Here is a 25,233-nt window from a genome sequence, read left to right as displayed (position 1 = left end):
TCAATTGATAAAAAAGCCTGCGACGTTCGCAGGCTTTTTATAATGGAGCTGTGTGAGGTAACCGTTTTCTACGGTGTGTAGTATGTTGCTGCGCCAGGGCCTACTGGTAAACCAAATACGAATACCCATAGGTAGAACAGCACACTCCAACCTACAATGAAGCAGATTGAGTAAGGTAGCATGGTCGCGATCAGCGTACCGATACCTAAGTTCTTCATGTAACGAGTCGCTACGGCAAGAATCAAACCAAAGTAGCTCATCATTGGAGTAATGATGTTTGTCGTCGAGTCACCAATTCGGTAAGCAGCCTGAATCGTTTCCGGTGCATAACCAACAAGCATCAACATAGGAACAAAAATCGGAGCCGTTACTGCCCACTGTGCCGATGCCGAACCAATCATTAGGTTGATAAATCCACACATCAGGATGAAGGCAAAGAACAACATTGGGCCAGTTAAGCCAATTTCTTGCAGGAAGCTAGCGCCAGCAACCGCGAATACCTGACCGAAGTTAGTCCATTTAAAGAAAGCAACGAACTGAGCCGCAAAGAAAACTAATACAATGTACATGCCCATAGAAGACATAGATTTCGCCATTGCATCAATTACATCGCGATCCGTCTTCATCGTGCCAACAACTTTACCAAACACAAAGCCTGGAATAGCAAAGAACACAAAGATGAATGCCACGATACTTTTCAGGAATGGTGAACCTGCAATTGTACCTGCATCAGAACGTAGAATGCCGTCTTCTGGAACAACCGTCCAAGCAAGCAGCGCTGAAACAACCAGTACAGCAACACCTGCTAGTTTTAGGCCTTTCTTCTCAATGTCTGTTAAGCCACCCATTTTGTCGTTCGACAAATCTTCTGAGGCTTCTTCTTCACTGTATTTGCCAAGCTTTGGCTCAACAATTTTTTCAGTAACAAACGCACCTGTGATTGCAATGAAGAATGTCGACACAAACATGAAGTACCAGTTAACTTCTGGACCAACAGTGTAAGTTGGGTCGATCATTTGCGCCGCCGTTTCAGTAATGCCTGACAACAGCGGGTCAACCGTACCAATAAGTAGGTTTGCTGAGTAACCACCAGATACACCAGCGAACGCCGCAGCAAGACCGGCAAGTGGGTGACGACCTAAAGAATGGAACAGCATTGCAGCCAGTGGAATAAGTACCACATAGCCAAGCTCTGATGCCGTATTTGAAATGATACCCGCGAAAACGACCGTCACTGTTACCATGCGTTGTGATGCACCCATGACTAAGCCACGCATTGCTGCAGATAGCAAGCCTGAGTATTCAGCAATAGCAACACCCAACATCGCAACCAATACCGTACCCAAAGGTGCAAAGCCGACAAAGTTTTTCACTAGATTGGTAACGATTAGTTCAAGGCCATCAGCGTTAAGCAAGCTAACGACATGAATCATGCCATCCGCGGCACGACCTTTTGCACCCTCAGGACGAGGATCAACTACGGAAACTTCGAAGTATCCTGCAATACCCGACATCACCAGAATGGCTAAACAGAAAATGGCAAATAGTGTGATCGGGTGGGGTAATAAGTTCCCCAAATATTCGACAGTATCCAAAAAGCGCGTAAACAGCGGCTTCTTAGGCGAGTTTTGTTTAATTGAATCAGATGAACTCATCTGTTCCCTCCTTGTTTTTATTCCTATGCAAATGTGACAAAAATGTCAAAAAGCGTGCGAAGGGTACTTGAGTAGAAGGTCAAATAAAAGCCCTAAATGTTACAAACTGTGACGAACAGAGGCATTTATAACCGACATTGAATAAAAATGTAGATATTTCATCCATGTAAGACAGTTAAATCAACATTATCAATTAAACAAAACCATAAGTTAGATATATGCAGGTTGATTACTTTTGCACAGCTTTGAATCTCGGGTTCGTTTTACAAATGACATAAAGACGCCCTCTCCGTTTTACAATCTGGCAATCCGGATGACGACTTTTTGCACTTTTTAATGATTTTACTACCTTCATGATTTATTCCTTTTCGCTCTTAAATTGACCAAAACGACGGTTGAAGTTCGCAATGCGACCTTCGGTTTGTACAACGCGCTGTTTACCGGTGTAGTACGGGTGAGAAGCTGACGACACATCTAACGTAAAGTAAGGGTAAGTTTTGCCATCTTTCCATTCGATGGTTCTCTCCGTTTTCAATGTAGAACCAACGACAAAGTACTTATCTACACTGGTGTCGTGGAACACCACAGGACGATATTCAGGATGAATTCCTGGTTTCATAATACTTTTCCTTTCAATTAAATTGTTATGTTATAACATTTTAATTAATAATCATTATCAACAAGAAAAGCAAGAGAAATTTGTGATACTTTCATCTCAATGAATTCTTAAAGATGTCCACCATGTATTCCATCGAACCCATCGGCGTCATTGAGACACCGTACAAAGAAAAGTTTGCAGTTCCGCGCCAACCACGCTTAGTACCAGAGGCTAAAGCACGCGTAAAACTGTTAGGTGCAGCAAATAGCCCTGAAGCAGTGCGTGGGCTAGAACAGTTCTCTCACGTTTGGTTGTTGTTTCTATTTGATCAGAACCTGGAAGCTGGTTGGAAACCAACTGTACGTCCGCCACGATTAGGCGGCAATGAACGAATTGGTGTCTTTGCCTCGCGCTCGACTTTCCGTCCAAACGGAATCGGAATGTCAGCCGTTGAAGTGAAAGGAGTCACTAAGCAAGGCGATCAAATCTATCTTGATTTAGGCAGTGTAGATCTCGTGGATGGGACACCGATTGTGGATATTAAGCCTTATATCCCCTATTCGGATTCTATTTCGGAAGCACAAGGCGGATACGCAGACCAAGAGCCAGAAAAGTCACAAGTCACCTTTTCTGCTCAAGCATTAGCAACGATAGAAAATCGATCCGATACTGACTATGTAAGATCAGTCATTGAACAAGTTCTGGCACAAGATCCTCGCCCTGCATATAAGAAAAACAAACCGGACGACAAAGAATATGCGGTAAATTTGTTCGACTTGAACGTAAAGTTCACAGCAACAAGCAACTTAATAACGGTTACCGCTATTGAAAGCTTTTGACAAACGCAATTGGCTGATATTATAGACGGCTAACAAATTTCCCTTTCGGGAACTCCCATACTCCTGCTTATTCAAGCTTGAGTATCTAACTTAAATAAACGGATAAATTTAATGCGTACCAGTAATTATCTTCTTTCTACTCTGAAGGAGACTCCAAACGACGCAGAAGTAGTGAGCCACCAGCTCATGCTACGTGCAGGTATGATCCGTAAGCTGGCTTCAGGTTTATACACCTGGCTACCTACTGGTCTACGTGTACTGCGTAAAGTCGAAAACATCGTTCGTCAAGAAATCGACAATGCAGGCGCAGTCGAAACTTTGATGCCCGTTGTTCAGCCGTTTGAACTATGGGAAGAGACAGGCCGCAGCGAAAAGATGGGTCCTGAGCTACTTCGCTTTACTGACCGTCATGTTCGTCCGTTTGTACTTAGCCCAACCGCTGAAGAAGTGATCACTAGCCTTGTTCGCAATGAAGTGAGCTCTTACAAACAGCTTCCGCTAAACCTGTACCAAATCCAAACTAAATTCCGTGACGAACGACGCCCACGTTTTGGCGTAATGCGTTCACGTGAATTCTCAATGATGGATGCGTACAGCTTTGACATTGATAAAGACGGACTACAAAAATCATACGACGCAATGCACGATGCTTACTGTAAAGCATTCGATCGCATGGGTCTGGATTACCGTCCTGTACTTGCAGATAGCGGTGCTATCGGTGGTAGCGGCTCTCAAGAGTTCCACGTACTGGCTGAAAGCGGCGAGGATATCATCGCATTCTCTAGCGAGTCAGATTACGCGGCAAACATTGAAAAAGCAGAAGCACTAGCTCCAGCCTCTGAGGCTGCGGCACCAACACAAGAAATGACGTTGGTTGATACGCCAAACGCGAAAACAATCGCTGAATTGGTTGAGCAGTTCGAACTACCAATTGAAAAAACAGTGAAAACACTGTTTGTGAAAGCATCTGACGAAGTTGATGCGCCAATCATCGCGCTTATTATTCGTGGTGATCATGAACTGAACGAAGTGAAAGCAGAAAACCTTCCTCAGGTTGCAGCTCCACTGGAAATGGCATCTGAAGAAGAAATTCGTGAGCTTATCGGTGCAGGCCCTGGTTCACTAGGCCCTGTTGGCCTTAAACTGCCGTTCATTGTTGACCGCAGCGTTGCGGTAATGAGCGACTTCGGTGCGGGCGCGAACATCGATGGCAAACACTACTTCGGTATTAACTGGGGTCGTGATGTAGAGCTTGGCCAAGTTGAAGACCTACGTAACGTTGTGGAAGGTGACCCAAGCCCATGTGGCAAGGGCATTATCCAGCTTAAGCGTGGTATCGAAGTTGGCCATATCTTCCAACTAGGTAACGCTTACTCCGCAGCGATGAACTGTGGTGTACTGGGTCCTGATGGTAAGAACGTCATCCTAGAAATGGGTTGTTACGGTATCGGTATCACTCGCGTAGTAGCAGCTGCTATTGAACAAAACCACGACAAATACGGCATCATCTGGCCAGATGCAATCGCACCATTCCAGGTAGCGATCGTTCCAATGAACATGCACAAGTCAGAAGAAGTGAAAGAAGCCGCTGAGAAATTGTACGCTGAGCTAACGGCAATGGGCATCGAAGTGCTATTTGACGACCGTAAAGAACGCCCAGGCGTAATGTTCTCTGACATGGAGCTTATTGGTGTACCGCATACCATTATTATCGGTGACCGCTCAATGAAAGAAGGCAACTTCGAATACAAGAACCGTGCTACTGGTGAGAAAACAGCAGTCGCAATGACTGACATTGTTGAGCACGTAAAAGCTCAACTAAAGTAAGCACTCGACGAGTTCTCATTTGAAGTAATTTCAAATAGTTAAAAAGGGTTGGCTTCGGTCAGCCCTTTTTTATTACAGCTCAACATCCTCCCTCCACCTTTTTCGAACTATTCACTTTGTTAATCTTTGGTTCAGCTTCTTGCTATTAAACTGATTTCATCATCTAAAGGAGGTCAGTTATGGATTTAAAAAGTCTTCTAAACCAAGCACTCAAATCAGATTTACTTAAGCAAGGTGCAGATGCATTGGGCAAACAAACCAACAACATCAAATCCTCATCAAATTCAAGTAGCCTAAAAACGCTAGGAACAGGTGCTGTAGGCGGAGGCCTCATCGGTATGCTGATGGGCTCAAAGAAAAGTAAAAAAATGACTAAAAAAATAGGGTCAAGCGCATTAAAAGTCGGTGGCGCAGCTGCGCTTGGAGCCTTGGCCTACAAAGTGTATAACGACTGGCAAGCCAAGCAATCCGGTCAAGGTGTTCAAGAAACCTTTGACCCCGATGACAGTAAACACAGTGTCTTAATTTTAAAAGCAATGATTGGAGCTGCAAAAGCTGATGGTCACGTTGATGAAGAGGAAATGGCGCGCATTGAACAAGCTCTCGCGGATATGGGCGCAGATGAGCACGTTCGTCACCTCGTTCAGCAAGAGTTAAACAAACCGCTTGATCCTGCTGAAATTGCTAATCAGGCGACCTCTCCTCAACAAGCGTCAGAAATTTACCTAGCGTCTTTGATCGTCGCTGATGAACAAAACTTTATGGAAAAAGCGTATCTGCAAGAACTAGCAAAACAACTTCAACTTTCACCAGAAGTCACTCAGCAGTTAGAAGCACAAATGCAGTGATTAAATCTCGCTCAAGCAAACCTTCAACTTGAGCCAAAACAACTCTGTACTTTGAGTTTCAAATCCGCTGTGTGTATATTGAGATAAGTTATCATTTAGTGGAAAGAAAACATGCAAGTATACGGCTGTTGTGAACTGGTTCGTGAGCTTTATGCTCAGATTGGTAGTGGCGATCAAGCTTATATTCCCCAAGCAATTTCATGTGCAGTTAAAGCACTGAACGATGTTGCAGCGGATGAGTCCCTGCCTAAAGAAGTGCGTGAAAAAGCGGCATTTGCTGCGGCAAACCTACTGATTTCAGATTTTGAGGATAAGTAATGAATCTAGCGAACTTTGAATCCATGGATCCTGTCATGCTGATGAGCATTGTGAATATGAAGCTACGCGACGACTTCGGTGGTGACTTAGATAAACTGGTGGCTTTCTTCGATATCGAACGTACAGCACTGGAGACAAAACTGGCTTCTGCTGGTTTTGACTTTCTTCCAGAAGCAGGACAATTCCGTTAATCAACACCATTCTTGGCGGATAACCGAAACGAGAATAACCAATATCAAAAAGGGCTTGATGAGTTACCATCAAGCCCTTTTCTTTTATTCGATAGACGTCTCGGTTAGCCAAATGAAGCCCAGATGACTGTCGCCACAAGAATTGGACATACAAACTTCACATACGCAGGCCATAACTTACCAAACCAACCTTGCGTAAACTCCGGGCAACCTTGCTCAAGCTCTTTGATTTTTGAGTTGCGATTCCATACCCAACCACCAAATAAGCAGAATAAGAGCGCAGCGGTTGGTTGTAGATACTGAGTAGCAACCGTCGCGACCATACCAAACAGAGCGCCAAAGTTATAAACAATCACCACACTGAACAAGGCAATGAGACCACCTAAAACCCAGCTCGTTGCGCTGCGCTTAGTATTGAAGCGCTCACTCACTAAAGCCACTGGACACTCTAACATTGAAATGGAGGACGTTAGCGCCGCAATCGTCAGCAATAAGAAGAACACAATAGAGAACAATTGACCAAGCAAACCTAAGCTATCAAACATCAATGGCAATACGGTAAATACCAACGTATCAGAGCTTAATAGAGAGCCATCTTCTGCATAGATCTGAACGCCTTTTTGCATTGCCACAAACATCGCTGGCATCACCACTAATCCTGCAATGAAAGCAACGGCAGTATCTACCATGGTCACGTTCATCGCCATCTTTGGTAGGTTCTCTTTCTTACTCAAGTAAGAGCCATAAATCAGCATTGAACAGCCACCGATCGTAAGCGAGAAGAAGCCCTGCCCCATTGCAGCAAGAATCAACTTGCGGTCCCATACCTTTTCAAAATCCGGCACTAGGTAATGTTTCAGACCTTCCATCGCACCGTTTTGCGTCATGATGTAAGCAAATAGCAGAGCAAACAAAACAAACAATGCTGGCATCAAACGTGTGGACCACTTCTCAATACCTTGTTTTACGCCACCTTGTACGATGAGAATCGTCAGTACATAAAAAGTAATGGTTCCGAACAAGTTACGTTCAACACTAAAGCCCTTTAGCCATTGAGTTGCAGCTTCTAACCCCATTAGATCTGTGATTGCACCCAGTAAAAAGCAGATCAACCAACCACCAACAATTGAATAAAACGCTAAGACAGCGCTTGGTACGCTTAAACCAATCCAACCCACAATGCCGCCGAGCTTTTTACCGGCAGGGTTATCTGTGATTGCACGCATACTGTCTACAGGGTTGGCTTGACCATGGCGACCAATCGCCATTTCAACCACCAGCATCGGAAATGCGACGATAAGAATCATCACCAAATAAACTAACAGGAAAGCACCGCCACCATTACTGGCTGCTTGAGTTGGGAAGCCCCAAATATTGCCAAGGCCAACTGCGGCACCTGCGGCAGCTAAGATGAACCCGAGACGAGAGCCAAAATGCTCGCGAGGCTGAGAAGAGGTTTGCTGTGTCATACTACTCACACAAAAATATCATTGAACTAGCTAACTAGTACACTATAGCAATATTCACTATTCAACAAGAGTACCTCGGTTAAATCCTCGACAGTTGAAATAATTTATAGTCATTCAGCTTGTAAATTTTAACGTACATCTCATATTCATCGCTCAAAAGCCTCGTGACTGTTGCTCGTTTCACGTGGCTGAATTTTACCAATCCTTCTGCCGTGAAGTGAGCCGAAAAATAATGAGCTCTGGTGTAAGGGACGAACTGTTCCTCGTGATACTGTGTCGAAAAGCAGAATATTGTGCTTCGCTTTTTCCCCCTAATGTCTATTTATCAGCTAGTTATTACTCTGTTCTCATTTATACCCATGATTCAAGGAGAGGAAAATGAAGGTCACCCTACTTCACGGAGCGATGATTGTAGCACTCAGCGCCAGCTACCAAGCTCAAGCCTATAACTGTCAAAGTCTACCCGACTGGGACAGCACTGCGACTTATACATCGGGCGCTTTAGTAAAAACGCAAGGAGCCGCTTATGAGGCTGCATATTGGACGCAAGGCAATGACCCCGTGACCAACTCAGGATCTTGGGAAGCATGGAAAGCGTTAGGGCAATGCGATGGTGGAAGCAACAACTTATCACCAACGGTGTCGTTCTCCTCTCCAATAAACAACGCACAAATTCCCGAAGGCAGTGCGATCACTTTGTTAGCCAACGCAGCAGACGAAGATGGCCAAATCACACAAATTGAGTTTGTTGCAGGCAACCAAACCGTTGCTGTGGTAACTCAAGCACCATTCGAAGCTTCTTGGACAGCTATTGAAGGGATCTCGCAATTGACCGCAATTGCGACAGATAATGAGGGAGCTGTTAGCACCACGACGATTTCTATCCAAGTTCAACCACAAGTCGAATTACCGCCACCAAGCATTTCATTGACAAGCCCAGTAGGCACAGAAGTGCTTAATGTAGGCGATAACCTAACCGTAGCCGCTCAAGCTGACGATATTGATGGTGTGGTCACACAAGTTGAGTTCTTCGTAAACAATCAATCTGTCGCCATTGATACTAGTGCACCTTACGAGTATCAATGGACCGCGAGTCCAGGTACATACTCGTTCAAAGCACAAGCGACTGATGATACAAACCTCGCAACGATGAGCCAAGAAGTAGCGCTGGTTATTAGTAATTCAGAAACCGGAACGGGCGGATGTGCAGATGCAGTACCTTATGTGGCAGGCACAAGTTATCAAGCTGGCGACCTGGTTTCTCACTTCAACCAAAAATATCGTTGTGATGTTGCTGGTTGGTGCTCCTCGGATGCGACATGGGCTTACGAGCCTGGTGAAGGGCTATACTGGCAAGATGCTTGGAGTGGCCTAGGTGCTTGTTCGACACCACCGCAAGTTACCATTACGGCACCAACGGATGGACAAGTCGTGCTCGCTGGCAGCAATAACGAAATCACGGCAAACGCAAGCGATGCTGATGGCACAGTCACGCAAGTTGAGTTTTTTGCGAACAACACCAGCTTAGGGGTCACCACTCAAGCGCCATATTCCGTTACTTGGAACGCCACACTTATTGGCGCTAACCAGCTTAAAGCCGTCGCAACCGATAATGATAACAACACGTCAGAGTCCCTGGTTGGTGTGGAAGTCAGCGATAAAGATTTGGTCGTCTCTCTGACTTCACCAAGCAGCGGTCAGACCGCCGGATTAGGCAAAAGCCTCGCATTAAGCGCCGATGTAACGTCTTTAACTTCAGGCATTAAACACGTTGATTTCATGATCAACGGCTCTATTGTTGCAACCGATACCACGGCACCTTACACAGCCAACTGGACACCAACTGCACTTGGTAACTTTACTGTTAGCGCCCAAGCTGTGGATTTGTCAGGAAGCAATGCATTGTCTGACGCCGCAGCAATAACGGTGGTTGAGCAAGTAGATAAACGCCATAAACTCATCGGTTACTGGCACAATTTTGTAAATGGAGCGGGCTGTCCAATTCGTCTAGCGGATATGGCAGATGCTTGGGATGTGATTGATATTGCCTTTGCTGAAAATGATCGCAACAGTGATGGCACCGTGCACTTTAATCTATATTCAGGCGATATTTACAGCGATTGTCCAGCACTCGATCCAACACAATTCAAGCAGGACATGGCAGCGCTTCAAGCTAAAGGTAAGAAGTTTGTTCTCTCTCTTGGCGGCGCAGAAGGCACGATTACGCTGAATACCGACCAAGATGAAGCCAACTTTGTCTCTAGCCTAACAGGTCTTATCGCTGAGTGGGGCTTTGATGGTCTAGATGTGGATTTAGAGAGTGGTTCTAACTTAGTTCATGGCTCGCAAATTCAAGCTCGCCTTGGTCGTGCTTTGCTTCAAATAGAGCAAAACATGGGTGGCGATATGTACCTAACCATGGCGCCTGAGCACCCTTATGTTCAAGGTGGTTATGTGGCTTACAGCGGTATTTGGGGGGCGTACATCCCTGTGATTAACGAGACACGCAGCACGCTCGACTTGCTTCACGTCCAGTTATATAACAACGGTGGTTTGCCAAACCCATACTTGCCAAGCAGTGCACCAGAAGGCTCTGTGGATATGATGGTAGCGCAATCTAAAATGCTTATCGAAGGCTTTGAATTGGCCGACGGCACTCAGTTTGCACCACTACGTGATGATCAAGTCGCAATCGGCTTACCTTCAGGTCCTAGCTCGGCAAATTCAGGGCAGGCTCCGACACAGAATATTATCAACGCACTAGATTGTTTAACCAAAGGCACTTCATGTGGCACCGTTAAACCAGCGTACCATTACCCGAATTATGCAGGAGTAATGACATGGTCTATCAACTGGGATCAACATGATGGTTTTAACTTCTCAAAACCTGTCGGCGATAAACTCACTCAGATGAACGCGCAGTAAGTTGTTAATGAGCAAACGAATAACATCGTCTTGCTTTCATTACTTGTTCAAGTATGTAAAAACGAAAAGAGAGCACAATTGTGCTCTCTCTCTTTATACCATTTAGTTCTACTTTTTGAAGGGTAATTAAATCGTAAATACTCGGTAATCTTTTAGCTCAGGGACTTTCTTCAACAAATCGTCTTCTTGCCCTGCCATGTCATCCAACGAGTCACACAAGTCTTCTGCTTGTTGCTCTACCTCTTTCGAATGCTCAGCTAAACGCTCTTCTACTTTCGCGCTGAGTTCAGCCATACTCTCCGATAATGCAGTGAGGTTTATTCCCCCCTCTTCCTTCATTTTTTTCGATAAAGCATCCAACGAACTGGCTAAAAACTCTTTATTGAAGATCTCTTGTGCTTTTGCAAAGTCTTCAGTCCACCCTTGTGTCATGGACTCAAAACTTTCCGCTGGTAGAATGAAATCGCCATCTTTGTAGTAACGTGATTCAACATCAGCGAAAAAGTCCTGTACTGCGACTTTTACATTATCAAACGCGCCAGGTGCGTCTAGGCTTTCCGCGACATCATCGATGATGTCATTTGCAAGCGCTAAACCATCACTCGCCAACTGCTTTGCTTGTGGAATATACGCGTTCATTTTTTCGCGATAGTCTTCAATTGCCGCTTTTTGGTCGGCATTAAGTTCAATTAGCTCACCTTTGATGAATAGATTGTTATCTTCATCCACGACAGCTTTATCACCTGTCGTTTGGCGAATTTCCAAGCTTTGCCCATCCATACGGACTTCATTATTGATGTCCACACGACACTGCGCTGCATAACCAGTAGCACTGACCATCAGCAATGAGAGTGTAAAAAGCTTTTTCATGTCATTCTCTTTTATTTAACATTACTCGTGTTAAACATAACACTGAGTGATACATGAGATGTCAGCAAATCGTCACGACTTCGTAACAAGTTGTTTTATCTCCTATTTTTACGTCAACCTCATCACCTTCTTCTTTTCCGAACAACGCTCGACCCAGAGGAGATTTAGCTGTTAAGACAAAGATTTCCTGAGCCTGATATTGAACAGTCAAACCACCAGAGCAAGGGCCTACAAAGAAGTGCTTTTCGATCAAATTCTCATCTGCGAGAACAACGTAAGCGCCAACACCAACAGGCGCATTCTTAAAGTCGCGAGTCACTAAAGAACGATATTGACGCAATTCCTCTTCACTATCTTGGATTCGCATGGCTTGTCCATGAGCAAGATACGCGGCTTCAAGTGCTAACGTATCGTACTTATGCTCGGGAACAGTTTCTTCATCTGTCGCGGCATCAATGGCTCGCTGAGCCGATGCATGGGCCACTTGAAGTTTTTCTTCCAGATGTTGGATGATAATTTGGACTAAGTCAGCTTTGTTCATACTTTTAGGACGCGCGTTTGGCACTCAGGGTGTGTTAATGTACCTAAGTTTACCATCAAAGAAAGGTTTCCCTATTATGCAAAGTGACTCGCTGCATCAAACACTTCAATCCGTATTTGGTTTTGGCTCATTACGCCAAGGTCAGCAACCTGTTATTGAAGCCGTTATGAATGGTTACTCTGCTGCGGCAATCTTTCCTACAGGCTCGGGGAAGTCACTCTGTTATCAACTACCTGCAACCATATTACCCAACCTTACGTTGGTGATCTCTCCGTTGTTGGCGTTAATGAAGGATCAACTGAGCTTTTTACAAAGTAAAGGAATCGCTGCCGCTTCTATCGATAGCAGTCAAAGTAGAGAAGAAGCACAACAGGTCATGGCTGGCGTGAAGAATGGACAAATCAAAATCTTGATGATTTCTGTTGAGCGACTAAAAAATGAGCGTTTTCGTGAATTCATTCGCCAAGTACCGATTTCTTTGATGGTCATTGATGAAGCGCACTGTATTTCCGAATGGGGGCATAACTTTCGTCCAGATTATCTCAAACTACCGCAATATCAACGTGAACTGAACATCCCACAGTCTTTACTTCTCACCGCAACGGCAACGCCTGCAGTTATTGAAGACATGCAAAAAAAGTTCGATATTTCCAGTGAACATATTACCGTTACAGGCTTCTACCGCTCTAATCTGGATATCTCGGTGATCCCGTGTGAGGAAACAAAGAAACAAGAACAGCTCAGTGAGATCATCGCCTCTTCACCTAAGCTTCCGACCATCGTATACGTGACGCAGCAGCAAACAGCAGAACGAGTAGCAAAGTCATTAATCCATATTGGCATTAACGCTCACGCATACCACGCTGGCATGAAAAGCGACGTTCGTGAACAAATCCAACAGCAGTTCATGGATGGCCAAATTGACTGTATTGTTGCAACGATTGCATTTGGTATGGGGGTCGATAAATCTGATATTCGACGCGTCATTCACTTCGACTTACCCAAATCAATCGAGAACTACGCACAAGAGATTGGACGTGCTGGCAGGGACGGGCAACGCTCTGAGTGCATTCTGCTAGGCAATACGTCCGGCTTAACGGTGTTGGAGAATTTTGTCTATGGTGACACACCAGAATTTACGTCAATTAACTATGTAGTCGAGCAAGCGAAAGAACATGCTCCACAATGGGAGGTAGTGCCACTGCGTTTGTCGCGTGAAAGTAATATCCGCCAATTGCCACTCAAAACCTTGTTGGTTTATTTGGAGCTACATAACGTCATTGAAGCAAAGTACAGTTACTTTGCGGAATATCGGTTTAAGTTTTTGCACGATCAGCAATTTATTGTGAATCAATTTCAAGGCGAGCGACGTCAATTTGTGGAGGCTATTTTCTCCTGCTCGCAAAAAGCCAAAGTATGGTGCCAAGTTGACCTAGAAGCGCTATGGATGAACTATCAATCGGAACGCAGCCGAGTTGTCGCAGCGCTCGACTATTTTCACCAGAACGGCTGGATAGAACTAGAGAGCAAACAACTGACGGACGTGTACTCAGTTATGCCAATCAAACAGAGCTCGGATGTTTTAATCCAACAACTGTATGAACTGTTCCAATCCAAAGAAAGCAAAGATATCGAAAGAATCCACACCATGCTGCACTTGTTCCAGTCCGAGCACTGTTTGAGCTCACAATTGGCGAACTACTTTGCGGATCACGATGCACCAAAGCAATGTGGTCACTGCTCCGTGTGTCGTGGTCACGTCGCCACATTCACAGCACCAGAACCTGAAGATATTGAACAATCTCAAGTATCGATATGGGCGCAGGAGTTTATTCAGCTTTCCCCATCGGCCATCAGTAATGATGCCGTTGCTCGCTTCTTGTGCGGAATCAGCACTCCTTTGATTAGCCAGCTAAAAGCCTCAAAGCTAGCAGGTTATGGTGCAATGGCAAATGTAAGTTTTGAGCAGGTATTAACGCAGGTAGAAACGGTAAGGGCCTAAAAAAAGCTCAATTGACGCGCTTGGTCTTCGGGCTTGAGCATCACGTTCAAGCCTAAAAGGCGAATTTCCCGTCCATTTTGGCGTTTAAGAATATCTCTTAGCAAGATCTTGAAGTCCTCAAGCTCTAATTGCGGATGGATGTGCTCAATTGTTGTCAGTTGAAAGTCGGCAAATTTGACTTTAATACCTTGTTTAATAATCGACTTATCTGGGCTTGCACGCTCTAAACGTTTCTCGAGTTCAGGATAAAGTTTCTCCTCAATCACTTGCCAACATTCACCATAGGTTGCGATGTTCTGGCTGAATGTCCTTTCCACACCGACGGACTTTCTCTCGCGCTCAACAACGACTTCTCGATTATCAATTCCATGGCTTCGCTGCCATAAGGAGGCACCCTGACGACCAAACTGCCTCAACAACTCTCGATAGTCACTGTTTTTAATGTCCTCACATCGATAAAAACCGGCTTGGTGGAGCTTCTCAAGACTCACCTTCCCCACGCCAGGAATATTCTCTAACGGAAGACTATCGATAACCTCTTGGACTTTCTCTGGCGGAATCACAAACTGACCGTTGGGCTTGTTCATGTCTGACGCGACCTTGGCAAGAAACTTAATCGGAGCAATGCCCGCCGATGCCGTCAACCCAAGTTCACTCCAGATATCACGGCGAATTGACTCTGCGATCAACGTTGCGGAGCCACGGCAAGCTGTCGAGTCCGTGACATCGAGGTATGCTTCATCCAATGAGAGAGGTTCAATGATAGGCGTATAACGCTCAAAAATAGCACGAATCTGCTGAGAGACTTGCTTATATACATGCATTCTACCGGGCACAACCAACAAATGAGGACAGAGTTGCAGCGCGCGCGCCGTTGACATTGCACTGCGAACACCATATTTACGCGCATCATAATTACAGGTGCTAATCACTCCACGCTGCTTTTCATGTCCGCCAACAGCGAGTGCAATGCCACGGTAACTGGGGTTATCTCTCATCTCTACGGCAGCATAAAAACAATCCATATCGACATGAATAATTTTTCTAATTCGATCTGACATAGCCATCAAAGCACTGTTCAAAAAAACAGTATAAATCAAATCTACCTGAAGAGAAATGGGCGTGTTTAAACGAACGTCAATCTCGAAGCATTACGTCCAATTGATCGACCAATTCGGCCCAATCTGCATCTTCTTCGATGGCTTGTTTTAGAAAGTTCGCCTGTGACATCGTCCAAAAGCTAGCTTCATGTAAAGGCGCAGAATCTCTTTTGTGTCGATGTTGATTAATAAAATCTTTCATTTCTTGAGGAGAGCTACCGAGGCCCAGTTGTTGAAATAGCTCAGCCATACCATGTTGATGCATTTCCATACTACTTTCCCCCTACGTTAGCTAAACATAATTATATAACTAAGACAGGAATAATGATGTGATGTTAACGGATGCGTGTCAAACATTTGAGTAGTTGTTCTACTTTTGGTTGACATGTGTTTTTTGATGGCGATAAGTTTAATTTTAGTTATCATTGATTTTAAACAATTAATTTTGGGGACTGCGCTTGAGTAATAAGATTCTGGTTGTTGAAGATAGTCGTGCATTTAAAAACTTTCTTTGCCAAACAATAAGCCAAGCTGGTTATGAGGTCATCGCAGCGGAAAGCTACGCGGAGGCAAAGAACTTGTTATCTTCAGCACAGGACCTCTTCTGTGCGGTTTTAGACTATTGTTTACCGGATGCTCAAGATGGCGAGATTATTGATCTCGTTTTGGAACATGGTCATCGTGTCATTGTTTTAACGGCTCGATTTCAAGAAGACACTCGCGAAAAGATGCTTGCAAAAGGTGTCCTCGACTATATTTTGAAAGACAACATGGCGTCCGTTTCCTATCTATTACCACTCCTCAAGCGACTAACCAACAATCAACAACACAAATGCTTAGTCGTTGATGATTCTCACACCGTAAGAAGACACATCGCCCAACTTTTGGAGCATCAATATATTCAAACGTTGGAAGCTGACAATGGGCAAAAAGCCCTAGAGCTTGTCGAGCAAAATCCAGATATCACTCTCGTTTTAACCGACCATGACATGCCCGTTAAAGATGGCATTACTATGGTGCGTGAATTACGTCGGAAGTGGGATAAAAATCAATTAGCCATTCTCGGCTTGTCGGGTAGTAACTCTAAGACCATGACGGCTAGGTTTCTAAAAGCAGGGGCCAATGACTTTTTATACAAGCCATTTAATCAAGAAGAATTTTTTTGCCGTATTCACCAACTGTTAGATATCAAAGACGCAACATCTGAACTGTTTAAAATGGCAAATCAAGATGCGCTAACGGGCTTATGGAACCGCCGCTTTCTGTTTGAGCAGCCCCATGTAGAAAACGCTCAAAGAAACATCGCGATGCTTGATATCGATTTCTTTAAGCAAGTAAATGATACACACGGACATGAGGGCGGCGATGCAGTGCTAGTCATGATAGCGAATATTCTAAAAATCTATTTTCCAAATGATATTGTCGCTAGGCTTGGTGGCGAGGAGTTTTGTATTCAAGCCAGTGGCGACTATGACGGCTTTCTAACACGCTTAGAACAAATGAGACAGCGCATAGAAAAAACGCCAATAACTTATTTGTGCAAAAACATTCTTGTGACCGCGAGTATTGGTGTAAGCAACATCGAGGGGGAGCTAGAACAACAAATAAAAGTGGCGGATGAGCGACTTTACATAGCCAAAGAGAACGGACGTAACCAAATCATTTCTTCGTCCTAATGACTATCGGTGTGGTCTTGCTCTGTAACATGAGAGAAAGAAACAACAAAACATGGTATTAGGCTCTTTCTCGGACATCTGAGTTTTGGTTAGCTACCTAAAAATAAAGCTCAGCAGAACGCTGAGCTTTATCACTTTCTTAGTACGATTAACCAATACTAAGCAATTCTATCTTTTTCCCACGCCGCCAATTTCTCAGCACGCGCAGCCTCGCGCGCTTCACGTTTTTTACGCGCATCGCAGGGTTCTGGACAATTACACACTTTTTCGATGCCAACTGCCCCTAGGCCACCGCAGCTACCTTTCACGACTTTCTTTTGGAAAATGTATCCGACAGCCATTGCAGTGATTACCGCGACAAACACAGCAAAGGTAATTAGAAATGTATTCATAAAAACATGCTCACTTCTGTTGTTATTTCTTCATGAATGGCTTGTATGCTTCCGAAGCCAACTCTTTAAAACCATCTTCCGTTTTCACAATCATGAAAACAGGAATATTATTTTCGTTCGCAATTGCCATGCCTTTGTCTTCACCTAGCACCATAAGACCAGTTGCAAGACCATCAGCAGTCATCGACGATTTATCTAATACCGTTACAGACACCACTTTATGATGAATTGGTTTGCCTGTTCGTGGATTAATAATATGAGAGTATCTCACACCATTACTCTCAAAGTAATTACGATAGTCACCACTTGTTGCAATTGCCATGTCGCCTGGTTCAATAATTTCTTGAATTGAACGTTCATCAACGGTCGGTTTTTCAATTGCGATACGCCAAGGCACACCTTCACGATTGACACCTTTGAGACGCATTTCACCACCGACTTCGACCATAAAGTTCTGTACCCCTTCAGATTGAAGGTAGTCAGCAACCACGTCAACCCCCCAACCTTTCGCAATCGTCGATAGGTCGACGTACAAGTTAGGAAGATCTTTGGACAGTGTATTACCATCAACAGATAGGTGGTGAATACCGGTATTTGCTTTGCGAGAAGCGAGTTCTTCATCGGTTGGAACTACATCTGGACGAGCTTCTGGACCAAACCCCCACAGGTTAACTAGAGGGCCGACCGTCACATCCAATGCACCTAAAGTAAGACCGTTAAGGCGAATTGCTTCTTTCACTACCGTTGCTGTTTGTGTCGAAACTGTAAATGGCTCGCTCGTTTGATGCTGATTAAAACGACTTAACTCTGAGTCGTCACGATAGGTCGACATTTGGTCATTAACCTCTTCCAATAAGCGATCAATTTCTGTCTGCATCGCTTTTGGCGTTGGAATACCATCTTGCTCGATATACTTGATGTTGTAAGAAGTCCCCATGGTAGGGCCACTTAAATGAATTTGATCTGCAGGCTGCTCACAGCCAGCCAAAATCAGTAGAGAAGCGAATGCAACAAGCCACTTTTTCACTTGTTAACTCCCAATGTTGTTGAATTGATATGGGAAATAGGACCAATCCTTTCAATCCGATTACCTATATCAACTGTTGAATATCAGTTTTATGTCTATAAAAAATAATGGCTAGCTCTTGGAGAGCTAGCCATAGATTCAATCACTTGGAGGAATTAACCACCGAAGTCATCTAGTAGGATGTTTTCATCCTCTACACCTAGATCTTTCAGCATGCCGATTACAGCAGCGTTCATCATAGGTGGACCACACATGTAGTATTCACAGTCTTCTGGCGCTTCGTGATCACGTAGGTAGTTCTCGTAAAGAACGTTGTGAATAAAGCCAGTGTAACCATCCCAGTTATCTTCTGGAAGTGGATCAGACAGTGCACAGTGCCATACGAAGTTGTCATTCTCAGCTTGTAGCATATCGAAGTCTTCTACGTAGAACATTTCACGCTTAGAACGTGCGCCGTACCAGAAAGACATCTTACGCTTAGAGTGCAGACGCTTAAGTTGGTCGAAGATGTGTGAGCGCATTGGAGCCATACCAGCACCACCACCAACGAATACCATTTCTGCATCTGTATCTTTCGCAAAGAACTCACCAAATGGACCAGAAATAGTACACTTGTCGCCTTCTTTTAGAGACCAGATGTACGAAGACATGATGCCTGGTGGTACGTCTGGGTTGTTCGGCGGCGGAGTTGCGATACGAACGTTAAGCATGATGATACCGTGCTCTTCTGGGTAGTTAGCCATAGAGTATGCACGAATGGTCTCTTCATTAACTTTAGACTCGTAACGGAAAAGGTTGAACTTCTCCCAGTCTTCACGGTATTCCTCAGGAATATCGTAGTCTGCGTATTTCACGTGGTGAGCAGGAGCTTCAATCTGGATGTAACCACCAGCACGGAAAGGTACTGATTCGCCATCTGGAATTTGTAGCTTAAGCTCTTTGATGAATGTCGCTTTGTTATCGTTAGAGATAACAGTACATTCCCACTTCTTAACGCCGAAGATTTCTTCAGGAAGCTCGATATCCATGTCAGTTTTCATTGCAACCTGACACGCTAGACGCTCACCTTCACGCGCTTCACCTTTAGTAATATGGTCAAGCTCGGTTGGTAGGATGTCGCCACCACCTGATTTAACTTTTACGCGACACTGACCACATGAGCCACCGCCACCACAAGCAGAAGATACGAATACGCCAGCACCTGCTAGAGCACTCAGTAGCTTACCACCTGGTTGTGTAACGATCGCCAGAGAAGGGTCATCGTTCACAGAAATTGTAATGTCACCTGTTGGTACAAGCTTAGACTTAGCGAAAAGAATCACTAGTACTAGTGCAAGTACGATCAGAGTAAACATCACTACACCAAGAATAATGTCCATTGACTATTCCTTAATTGTTGCGGTTTACCCGACTTACAGTTGAACACCAGAGAAAGACATAAAGCCTAACGCCATAAGACCTACAGTGATAAATGTGATACCAAGACCACGTAGACCTGGAGGTACGTCAGAGTACTTCATCTTCTCACGGATACCTGCAAGAGCAACGATTGCTAGCATCCAGCCCACACCAGAGCCGAAACCGTAAACGATCGATTCAGCAAAGTTGTAGTCACGTTGTACCATGAAAGATACACCACCGAAGATTGCACAGTTTACTGTGATCAGCGGTAGGAAGATGCCTAGCGCGTTGTACAAAGGTGGGAAGAAACGGTCTAGGACCATCTCTAGAATCTGTACAAGTGCTGCAATTACACCGATAAAGGTGATGAAGTTTAGGAAGCTAAGGTCCACGCCCTCAACTAACGCGTTCTCTCTCAGAACTAGGTTGTATACCAGGTTGTTCACAGGAACAGCGATAGTCAGAACTACCACAACTGCAACACCTAGGCCGAAAGAGGTCTTAACCTTCTTAGATACGGCAAGGAAAGTACACATACCTAGGAAGAAAGACAGAGCCATGTTTTCGATGAAAATCGATTTAACTAACAGACTAATGTAATGTTCCATGACGTCCTTACTCCTTCGCTTCTACTTGTTCTGGTTTCAGAATACGGATTACCCAGATAAGGAAGCCGATTAGGAAGAATGCTGATGGTGCTAGTAGCATTAGGCCGTTAGGCTGGTACCAACCACCGTTGCTCACTAGAGGTAGAACTTCTAGACCAAATAGTTTGCCTGAGCCAAATAGCTCACGGAAGAAACCTACAGTGATAAGAACGAAGCCGTAACCTAGACCGTTACCAATACCGTCAATAAGAGATGGTACTGGCGCAGACTTCATTGCGAATGCTTCAGCACGACCCATTACGATACAGTTAGTGATAATCAGACCAACGAATACAGATAGCTGTTTAGAGATATCGTATAGGTAAGCTTTTAGCACTTGGTCTACCACGATTACTAACGATGCGATGATTGCCATCTGAACGATGATACGCACACTGTTAGGAATGTGGTTACGGATCAATGAAACAGAGAAGTTAGACAACGCAGTTACAAATGTTACCGCTAGTGTCATTACAAAAGCTGTTTCTAGTTTAGTTGTTACTGCAAGAGCAGAACATACACCAAGAACTTGTAGCGCGATTGGGTTGTTATCCAATACTGGCGCTAGAATGCTCTTTTTAACGTTTTGTGCACTAGACATTAGTTAAGTTCTCCGTCACGAACTTTTGCTAGGAAAGGACCAAAGCCCATATCACCTAACCAGAAGTCAAATGTGTGTTGAACACCATTACTAGTGAGCGTCGCTCCTGATAGGCCATCAACACCGTGCTCAGAACCTTGCGGTGCGCCGCCTTTCACGACCTTAATCGCTGGCTGGTGATCTTCATTGTACAATTTCTTGCCAATGAATTGATCGCGCCATGAAGGGTTCTCTACTTCACCACCAAGTCCAGGAGTTTCACCTTGCTCGTAGTAAGTAATAGCAGACACAGTGTTACCATCAGTTTCAACGGCTACAAAGGCATACATCATCGACCATAGTCCTTTACCGTGCATAGGCAGGATAACTTTTTGGACTTCATCTTGATCTTTTACAAGGTACACCACTGCTGTATTCGCGCGACGACGGATATCAGCTACGTCTTCTTCTGGTGTCAATGCGATTGAACGTTCTGCATCTTTTGATGCTTCACGTTGATCGTACGTAGATGCATTACCCTCAGTAAAGTTACCTGTTTCAAGGTCTACTAGACGAGGTTCGATGTACTCAGCAAATAGCTCTGGTACTTTCTTACCGTTTGCGTCAATGCCTGCAACTTCAACGATCTTTGATTGCTTATCTAGGACAGCGTTAGCTTTTTGCTTATCACGCAGACCTACTGCTGCTGTTGATACGATGATTGAACAAACAAGGCTCAACCCGATAACAACACCCAGCGTCTTTTTAATGCTGTCGTTATTACTTGCCATAGCGTGCTAGTCTCCGCTTGATGTTCTTCTCAATCACTACATGGTCGAACAGAGGTGCGAATAGGTTCGCGAATAGAATCGCCAGCATCATACCTTCTGGATACGCTGGGTTAACTACACGGATCATCACACACATTGCACCAATTAGGATGCCGTACCACCATTTACCTTTGCTAGTAAATGACGCTGATACTGGGTCCGTTGCCATGAAGAACATACCGAATGCAAAACCACCTAGAACTAGGTGCCAATGCCATGGCATATTAAACATTGGATTAGTGTCAGAACCGATCACGTTAAACAGAGTCGATACTGCGATCATACCGATCATTACACCCGCAATGATGCGCCATGAAGCTATTCGCATGTAAACGATCATCGCTGCACCGATCATTAGAGCTAGAGTCGATACTTCACCAATAGAGCCAGGGATGTTACCGATGAACGCGTCCATCCAAGTGATAGGAGCGCCAGTTACTGTGTTAACTAGAGCACCGTTACCACCTTGAGCCCATTGGCTAAGAGCAGTAGCACCAGAGAAGCCGTCAGCTGCAGTCCATACTACGTCACCCGAAATTTGCGCTGGGTAAGCGAAGAATAGAAATGCACGACCTGCAAGTGCAGGGTTAAGGAAGTTACGACCTGTACCACCGAAGATCTCTTTTGCTACAACAACACCAAATGTGATACCTAGCGCCGCTTGCCATAGAGGTAGCGTTGGTGGAACGATAAGTGCGAATAAGATAGAAGTTACAAAGAAACCTTCGTTAACTTCGTGCTTACGCACCATACAGAACAACACTTCCCAGAAACCACCAACAATAAATACTGTTGCGTAGATTGGCAGGAAGTAAGTCGCACCTAGTAGCATCTTACTGCCAACACCCGCTTCCGCACCGATAGTGCCGCCAAGCATTTCTGTTAGCCAGTAGTGCCAGTTACCTGCGATAACTGTCGCTAGTTGGTCACCAGCGTACATGTGGTTAAGTGCTGCAATAGCTTGGCCACCTGCGTTGTACATACCCCAGAACATTGCTGGGAACACCGCAAACCAAACCATGATCATGATACGTTTTAGGTCAACGCTATCACGAACGTGCGAGCTTTTATTTGTTACGATACCTGGCGTGTAAAAAACTGTTGCTACAGCTTCGTACAGGGCAAACCATTTTTCGTGTTTGCCACCAGGCTCAAAATGATGCTCGATGTCTTCAAGAAACTTTTTAAGAGCCATGAAAATTACCCTTCCTTCTCGATAGTATCTAGGCATTCACGAAGTAACGTACCGTACTCGTACTTACCTGGACATACAAAGGTACACAATGCTAGATCTTCTTCATCCAGTTCAAGCGCACCCAGTGCTTGAGCACTGTCTGTGTCGCCGGCACATAGATCACGAAGCAGCAAAGTAGGCTCCATATCTAAAGGCATTACGCGTTCGTAGTTGCCAATTGGAACCATTGAACGATCACTACCATTGGTCGTCGTTGTCATATTGAACAACTGACCTTTGAATACGTGACCAAGGAAAGAGCGAGTTACCGAGAACTTATTCTTACCAGGCATTGCCCAGCCAAATAGTTCTTTTTCACGGCCTTCACGTAATACAGAAACCTGTTGATGGTAACGGCCAAGGTATGCGTGTGGACCAGTTGCATGTGTACCTGTTAGTACTGAACCAGAGATCACACGAACTTCGCCAGGCATCAGCTCGTTATCTGTTAGGTCATCTAAGCTTGCACCCATTACGGTACGAACTAGACGAGGGTTATTCACAACTGGGCCAGCTAGAGACACAACACGATCTGTGCATAGCTCACCAGTTAGGAACAGCTTACCGAACGCGATAACGTCTTGGTAGTTGATGCTCCATGCCACATTCTCTGCATTTACTGGGTATAGGAAATGCATGTGGGTGCCAGCAAGACCTGCTGGGTGAGGGCCATCGAAGACGTGTTCTTCTACGTTAGACTGTGAAGAGCGTGGCAAGCTAGTGCCAGATTTACATACGTAAACCTTGCCTTCTGTCAGGGCTGAAAGAATGTCTAGACCAGCAATGAATGCTTCTTGTTGCTCATTAATGATCAACTCAGGCTTAGCTGCTAGTGGATTAGTATCCATTGCAGTTACGAAAATAGCCTTAGTAGAAGACTCGATTGCAGGAACCTTGCTAAACGGACGAGTACGTAAAGCGGTCCATAAGCCAGAGTCAACCAACTGAGTCTTGATCACTTCACGATCTAGACCTGAAAGTTGAGCGGCTTCGAACTTATCAAATGTCACCTGCTCTTCACCTGCCACTTCAATCACTACAGATTGAAGGACACGTTTAGCGCCACGGTTAACTTCGATCACTTTACCGGCTGCTGGTGCAGTAAATTTCACGCCTGGGTTCTTTTTATCTTCAAAAAGAACTTGCGCTTTTTTCACTTCATCACCAACGCGGACATGCATGGTAGGTCGCATGCCAACGTACTCTTCGCCAAGCAAGGCGACTTTTTTGATGGTCTTACCATCATTAATCACCTGGGATGGAGTTCCTGCGATAGGAAGATCCAAGCCCTTCTTTATTGTAATCATACGCACTTGCACTACTTTTATCGGGAAAAAGATTCTTTTGATTGCGTAACTTTTAGACACGACATCAGTGTCCGGTTTTGATGTTGTTTTAAACATCAAAATCGCAACATCCTATTAAAAATCTCGTCACAAGGAATACGCGAGATTTATCAGGTGCCGTAGTCTAGCATTTTTTAGGAACTTGATGCCATGATCAATCATTAGAATAGAGGGGTTATTTCGGTAGAATCAGGTCTAAAAGGTCAAAGAATAGTCATAACTTTGACCCATCGCACAAATGCCATATTCCATACATATCTTATGGAAAAGTGATATTCATCGCCTGAAATATTCTGCAATTTCCATTCATTTGTTGAAACACTGTTAACACATTTTTTAACCAGAATTTGTGCCACGTTAACGTCCCTAAAGAATGTAAAACGAAAAAAGATGGCCTTAAGCCACCTTTCTCTGCACCTTTATATCTTGCGTTTTTAGTGACCGCCACCCATACACATCGGGCTATCAGGGGCGCCATCTTGTTCACGCTTCCACTCTTCATCAGTGTATGTATGAATAGCTAATGCATGAATGTGGTTATCCAGTTCATCTGCCAAAATTTGATGAACTTGACGATGGCGCCCAATCAAACGCTGTCCCGCGAACGAATCACTCACAACAATCACTTTGAAATGACTCTCTGAGCCTGGTGGCACATTATGCATGTAGCTCTCATTAATGACTTTGAGATAGCTGGGTTGCAGCTCACTGTGTAGTTTCTTCTCTATGATTTCTTGGATCATATTCGTTCCTCATTGATGCGAATTCCATAAGTATATACCTAAGTAAAGCAGACATGCATCACTCAAACATCACTCTCATTATTGACGCACTTTGTAGACATATTGTCTCAAGGCCCTCGACTCCATGAACATGCCTAGAGAGCGGCCATCACTGAACTCGTAAAATTTGACAGC

Annotated in this window: 25 protein-coding genes; 8 read left to right on the top strand and 17 right to left on the bottom strand. The window is 44.6% G+C overall.

The annotated features are described in order from the left end of the window. Positions 1-68: 68 nt before the first annotated feature. The 3 genes from J4N43_RS03735 to J4N43_RS03725 form a co-directional block, all read right to left on the bottom strand. Entirely contained in the window at positions 69-1,655 is a 1,587-nt protein-coding gene (locus tag J4N43_RS03735) for an AbgT family transporter (protein WP_005380301.1), read from the bottom strand. A 229-nt stretch (positions 1,656-1,884) separates the two neighbouring features. Beyond that, positions 1,885-2,010, bottom strand: a complete 126-nt coding sequence (gene ykgO / locus J4N43_RS03730; protein ID WP_005380299.1) for a type B 50S ribosomal protein L36 — start codon at positions 2,008-2,010, stop codon at positions 1,885-1,887. 3 nt (positions 2,011-2,013) lie between these two features. Continuing rightward, positions 2,014-2,274: a type B 50S ribosomal protein L31 gene (locus tag J4N43_RS03725; protein WP_005380295.1), complete on the bottom strand. Its 261-nt coding sequence runs from the start codon at positions 2,272-2,274 to the stop codon at positions 2,014-2,016. A 122-nt stretch (positions 2,275-2,396) separates the two neighbouring features. On the opposite strand from J4N43_RS03725, the gene tsaA reads away from it, so the two are divergent. From tsaA to J4N43_RS03700, 5 genes are all read left to right on the top strand, one after another. Further along, the gene (gene tsaA / locus J4N43_RS03720; RefSeq protein WP_005380294.1) at positions 2,397-3,092 is read left to right on the top strand and encodes a tRNA (N6-threonylcarbamoyladenosine(37)-N6)-methyltransferase TrmO; all 696 of its coding nucleotides are present in this window, start codon (positions 2,397-2,399) and stop codon (positions 3,090-3,092) included. Between the two features lie 111 nt (positions 3,093-3,203). Further along, a complete protein-coding gene (locus tag J4N43_RS03715) occupies positions 3,204-4,919 on the top strand; it encodes a proline--tRNA ligase (RefSeq protein WP_054577581.1) in 1,716 nt (571 codons plus the stop codon). A gap of 179 nt (positions 4,920-5,098) precedes the next feature. Beyond that, on the top strand, positions 5,099-5,767 hold the full coding sequence (locus tag J4N43_RS03710; protein WP_158159748.1) for a tellurite resistance TerB family protein: 669 nt from the start codon (positions 5,099-5,101) through the stop codon (positions 5,765-5,767). Positions 5,768-5,878: 111 nt separating this feature from the next. Next, positions 5,879-6,085 (top strand): YaeP family protein, encoded by a 207-nt coding sequence (locus tag J4N43_RS03705; RefSeq protein WP_005391765.1) that lies wholly within the window; start codon positions 5,879-5,881, stop codon positions 6,083-6,085. After that, complete coding sequence (locus tag J4N43_RS03700; RefSeq protein WP_005380289.1) at positions 6,085-6,276, top strand: DUF4250 domain-containing protein; 192 nt, start codon at positions 6,085-6,087, stop codon at positions 6,274-6,276. Before J4N43_RS03705 ends, J4N43_RS03700 begins: the two co-directional genes overlap by 1 nt. 104 nt (positions 6,277-6,380) lie before the next feature. On the opposite strand, the gene J4N43_RS03695 is transcribed toward J4N43_RS03700, so the two are convergent. After that, entirely contained in the window at positions 6,381-7,745 is a 1,365-nt protein-coding gene (locus tag J4N43_RS03695; RefSeq protein ID WP_005391763.1) for a sodium-dependent transporter, read from the bottom strand. Positions 7,746-8,123: 378 nt separating this feature from the next. Here J4N43_RS03695 and J4N43_RS03690 point away from each other — a divergent pair, with 378 nt between their 5' ends. Beyond that, the gene (locus J4N43_RS03690) at positions 8,124-10,670 is read left to right on the top strand and encodes an Ig-like domain-containing protein (RefSeq protein WP_158159749.1); all 2,547 of its coding nucleotides are present in this window, start codon (positions 8,124-8,126) and stop codon (positions 10,668-10,670) included. Positions 10,671-10,796: 126 nt separating this feature from the next. On the opposite strand, the gene J4N43_RS03685 is transcribed toward J4N43_RS03690, so the two are convergent. Further along, a complete protein-coding gene (locus J4N43_RS03685) occupies positions 10,797-11,540 on the bottom strand; it encodes a YggN family protein (RefSeq protein WP_158159750.1) in 744 nt (247 codons plus the stop codon). A 61-nt stretch (positions 11,541-11,601) separates the two neighbouring features. Next, the gene (locus tag J4N43_RS03680; RefSeq protein ID WP_158159751.1) at positions 11,602-12,081 is read right to left on the bottom strand and encodes a GreA/GreB family elongation factor; all 480 of its coding nucleotides are present in this window, start codon (positions 12,079-12,081) and stop codon (positions 11,602-11,604) included. Positions 12,082-12,157: 76 nt separating this feature from the next. On the opposite strand from J4N43_RS03680, the gene J4N43_RS03675 reads away from it, so the two are divergent. Next, positions 12,158-14,083 carry a RecQ family ATP-dependent DNA helicase gene (locus J4N43_RS03675; protein WP_199266808.1) on the top strand — a complete coding sequence of 642 codons (1,926 nt, stop codon included), beginning with the start codon at positions 12,158-12,160 and terminating at the stop codon, positions 14,081-14,083. Here the strand turns inward: J4N43_RS03675 and dinB are convergent. After that, on the bottom strand, positions 14,080-15,144 hold the full coding sequence (dinB, locus tag J4N43_RS03670; protein WP_025998728.1) for a DNA polymerase IV: 1,065 nt from the start codon (positions 15,142-15,144) through the stop codon (positions 14,080-14,082). The genes J4N43_RS03675 and dinB overlap by 4 nt on opposite strands. A 76-nt stretch (positions 15,145-15,220) precedes the next feature. Beyond that, the gene (locus J4N43_RS03665; protein ID WP_005380277.1) at positions 15,221-15,454 is read right to left on the bottom strand and encodes a DUF2789 domain-containing protein; all 234 of its coding nucleotides are present in this window, start codon (positions 15,452-15,454) and stop codon (positions 15,221-15,223) included. A 187-nt stretch (positions 15,455-15,641) separates the two neighbouring features. On the opposite strand from J4N43_RS03665, the gene J4N43_RS03660 reads away from it, so the two are divergent. After that, entirely contained in the window at positions 15,642-16,859 is a 1,218-nt protein-coding gene (locus tag J4N43_RS03660) for a response regulator (RefSeq protein ID WP_158159753.1), read from the top strand. 158 nt (positions 16,860-17,017) lie between these two features. Here the strand turns inward: J4N43_RS03660 and nqrM are convergent, their stop codons facing one another. The 9 genes from nqrM to bolA form a co-directional block, all read right to left on the bottom strand. Then, positions 17,018-17,251 (bottom strand): (Na+)-NQR maturation NqrM, encoded by a 234-nt coding sequence (gene nqrM / locus J4N43_RS03655; RefSeq protein ID WP_005380273.1) that lies wholly within the window; start codon positions 17,249-17,251, stop codon positions 17,018-17,020. Positions 17,252-17,273: 22 nt separating this feature from the next. After that, a complete protein-coding gene (locus J4N43_RS03650) occupies positions 17,274-18,278 on the bottom strand; it encodes an FAD:protein FMN transferase (RefSeq protein WP_042521391.1) in 1,005 nt (334 codons plus the stop codon). Between the two features lie 155 nt (positions 18,279-18,433). Continuing rightward, positions 18,434-19,657 carry an NADH:ubiquinone reductase (Na(+)-transporting) subunit F gene (gene nqrF / locus J4N43_RS03645; protein ID WP_005380271.1) on the bottom strand — a complete coding sequence of 408 codons (1,224 nt, stop codon included), beginning with the start codon at positions 19,655-19,657 and terminating at the stop codon, positions 18,434-18,436. A gap of 33 nt (positions 19,658-19,690) precedes the next feature. Then, positions 19,691-20,287, bottom strand: a complete 597-nt coding sequence (nqrE, locus tag J4N43_RS03640) for an NADH:ubiquinone reductase (Na(+)-transporting) subunit E (protein ID WP_005380270.1) — start codon at positions 20,285-20,287, stop codon at positions 19,691-19,693. Positions 20,288-20,294: 7 nt separating this feature from the next. Then, on the bottom strand, positions 20,295-20,927 hold the full coding sequence (locus tag J4N43_RS03635; protein WP_005380269.1) for an NADH:ubiquinone reductase (Na(+)-transporting) subunit D: 633 nt from the start codon (positions 20,925-20,927) through the stop codon (positions 20,295-20,297). Beyond that, positions 20,927-21,697, bottom strand: coding sequence for a Na(+)-translocating NADH-quinone reductase subunit C (locus J4N43_RS03630; protein WP_005380267.1), 771 nt, complete (start codon positions 21,695-21,697; stop codon positions 20,927-20,929). Before J4N43_RS03630 ends, J4N43_RS03635 begins: the two co-directional genes overlap by 1 nt. Next, positions 21,687-22,931: an NADH:ubiquinone reductase (Na(+)-transporting) subunit B gene (locus J4N43_RS03625; RefSeq protein WP_005380265.1), complete on the bottom strand. Its 1,245-nt coding sequence runs from the start codon at positions 22,929-22,931 to the stop codon at positions 21,687-21,689. Before J4N43_RS03625 ends, J4N43_RS03630 begins: the two co-directional genes overlap by 11 nt. Positions 22,932-22,936: 5 nt before the next feature. After that, complete coding sequence (locus J4N43_RS03620) at positions 22,937-24,277, bottom strand: Na(+)-translocating NADH-quinone reductase subunit A (protein ID WP_005380264.1); 1,341 nt, start codon at positions 24,275-24,277, stop codon at positions 22,937-22,939. Positions 24,278-24,750: 473 nt separating this feature from the next. After that, entirely contained in the window at positions 24,751-25,059 is a 309-nt protein-coding gene (bolA, locus tag J4N43_RS03615) for a transcriptional regulator BolA (protein WP_005380262.1), read from the bottom strand. Positions 25,060-25,233: the final 174 nt, after the last annotated feature.

The sequence above is a fragment of the Vibrio sp. SCSIO 43009 genome (assembly GCF_023716525.1).
Classification (GTDB): Bacteria; Pseudomonadota; Gammaproteobacteria; order Enterobacterales; family Vibrionaceae; genus Vibrio; species Vibrio alginolyticus.
This window is presented reverse-complemented; position numbering and strand designations above follow the sequence as displayed.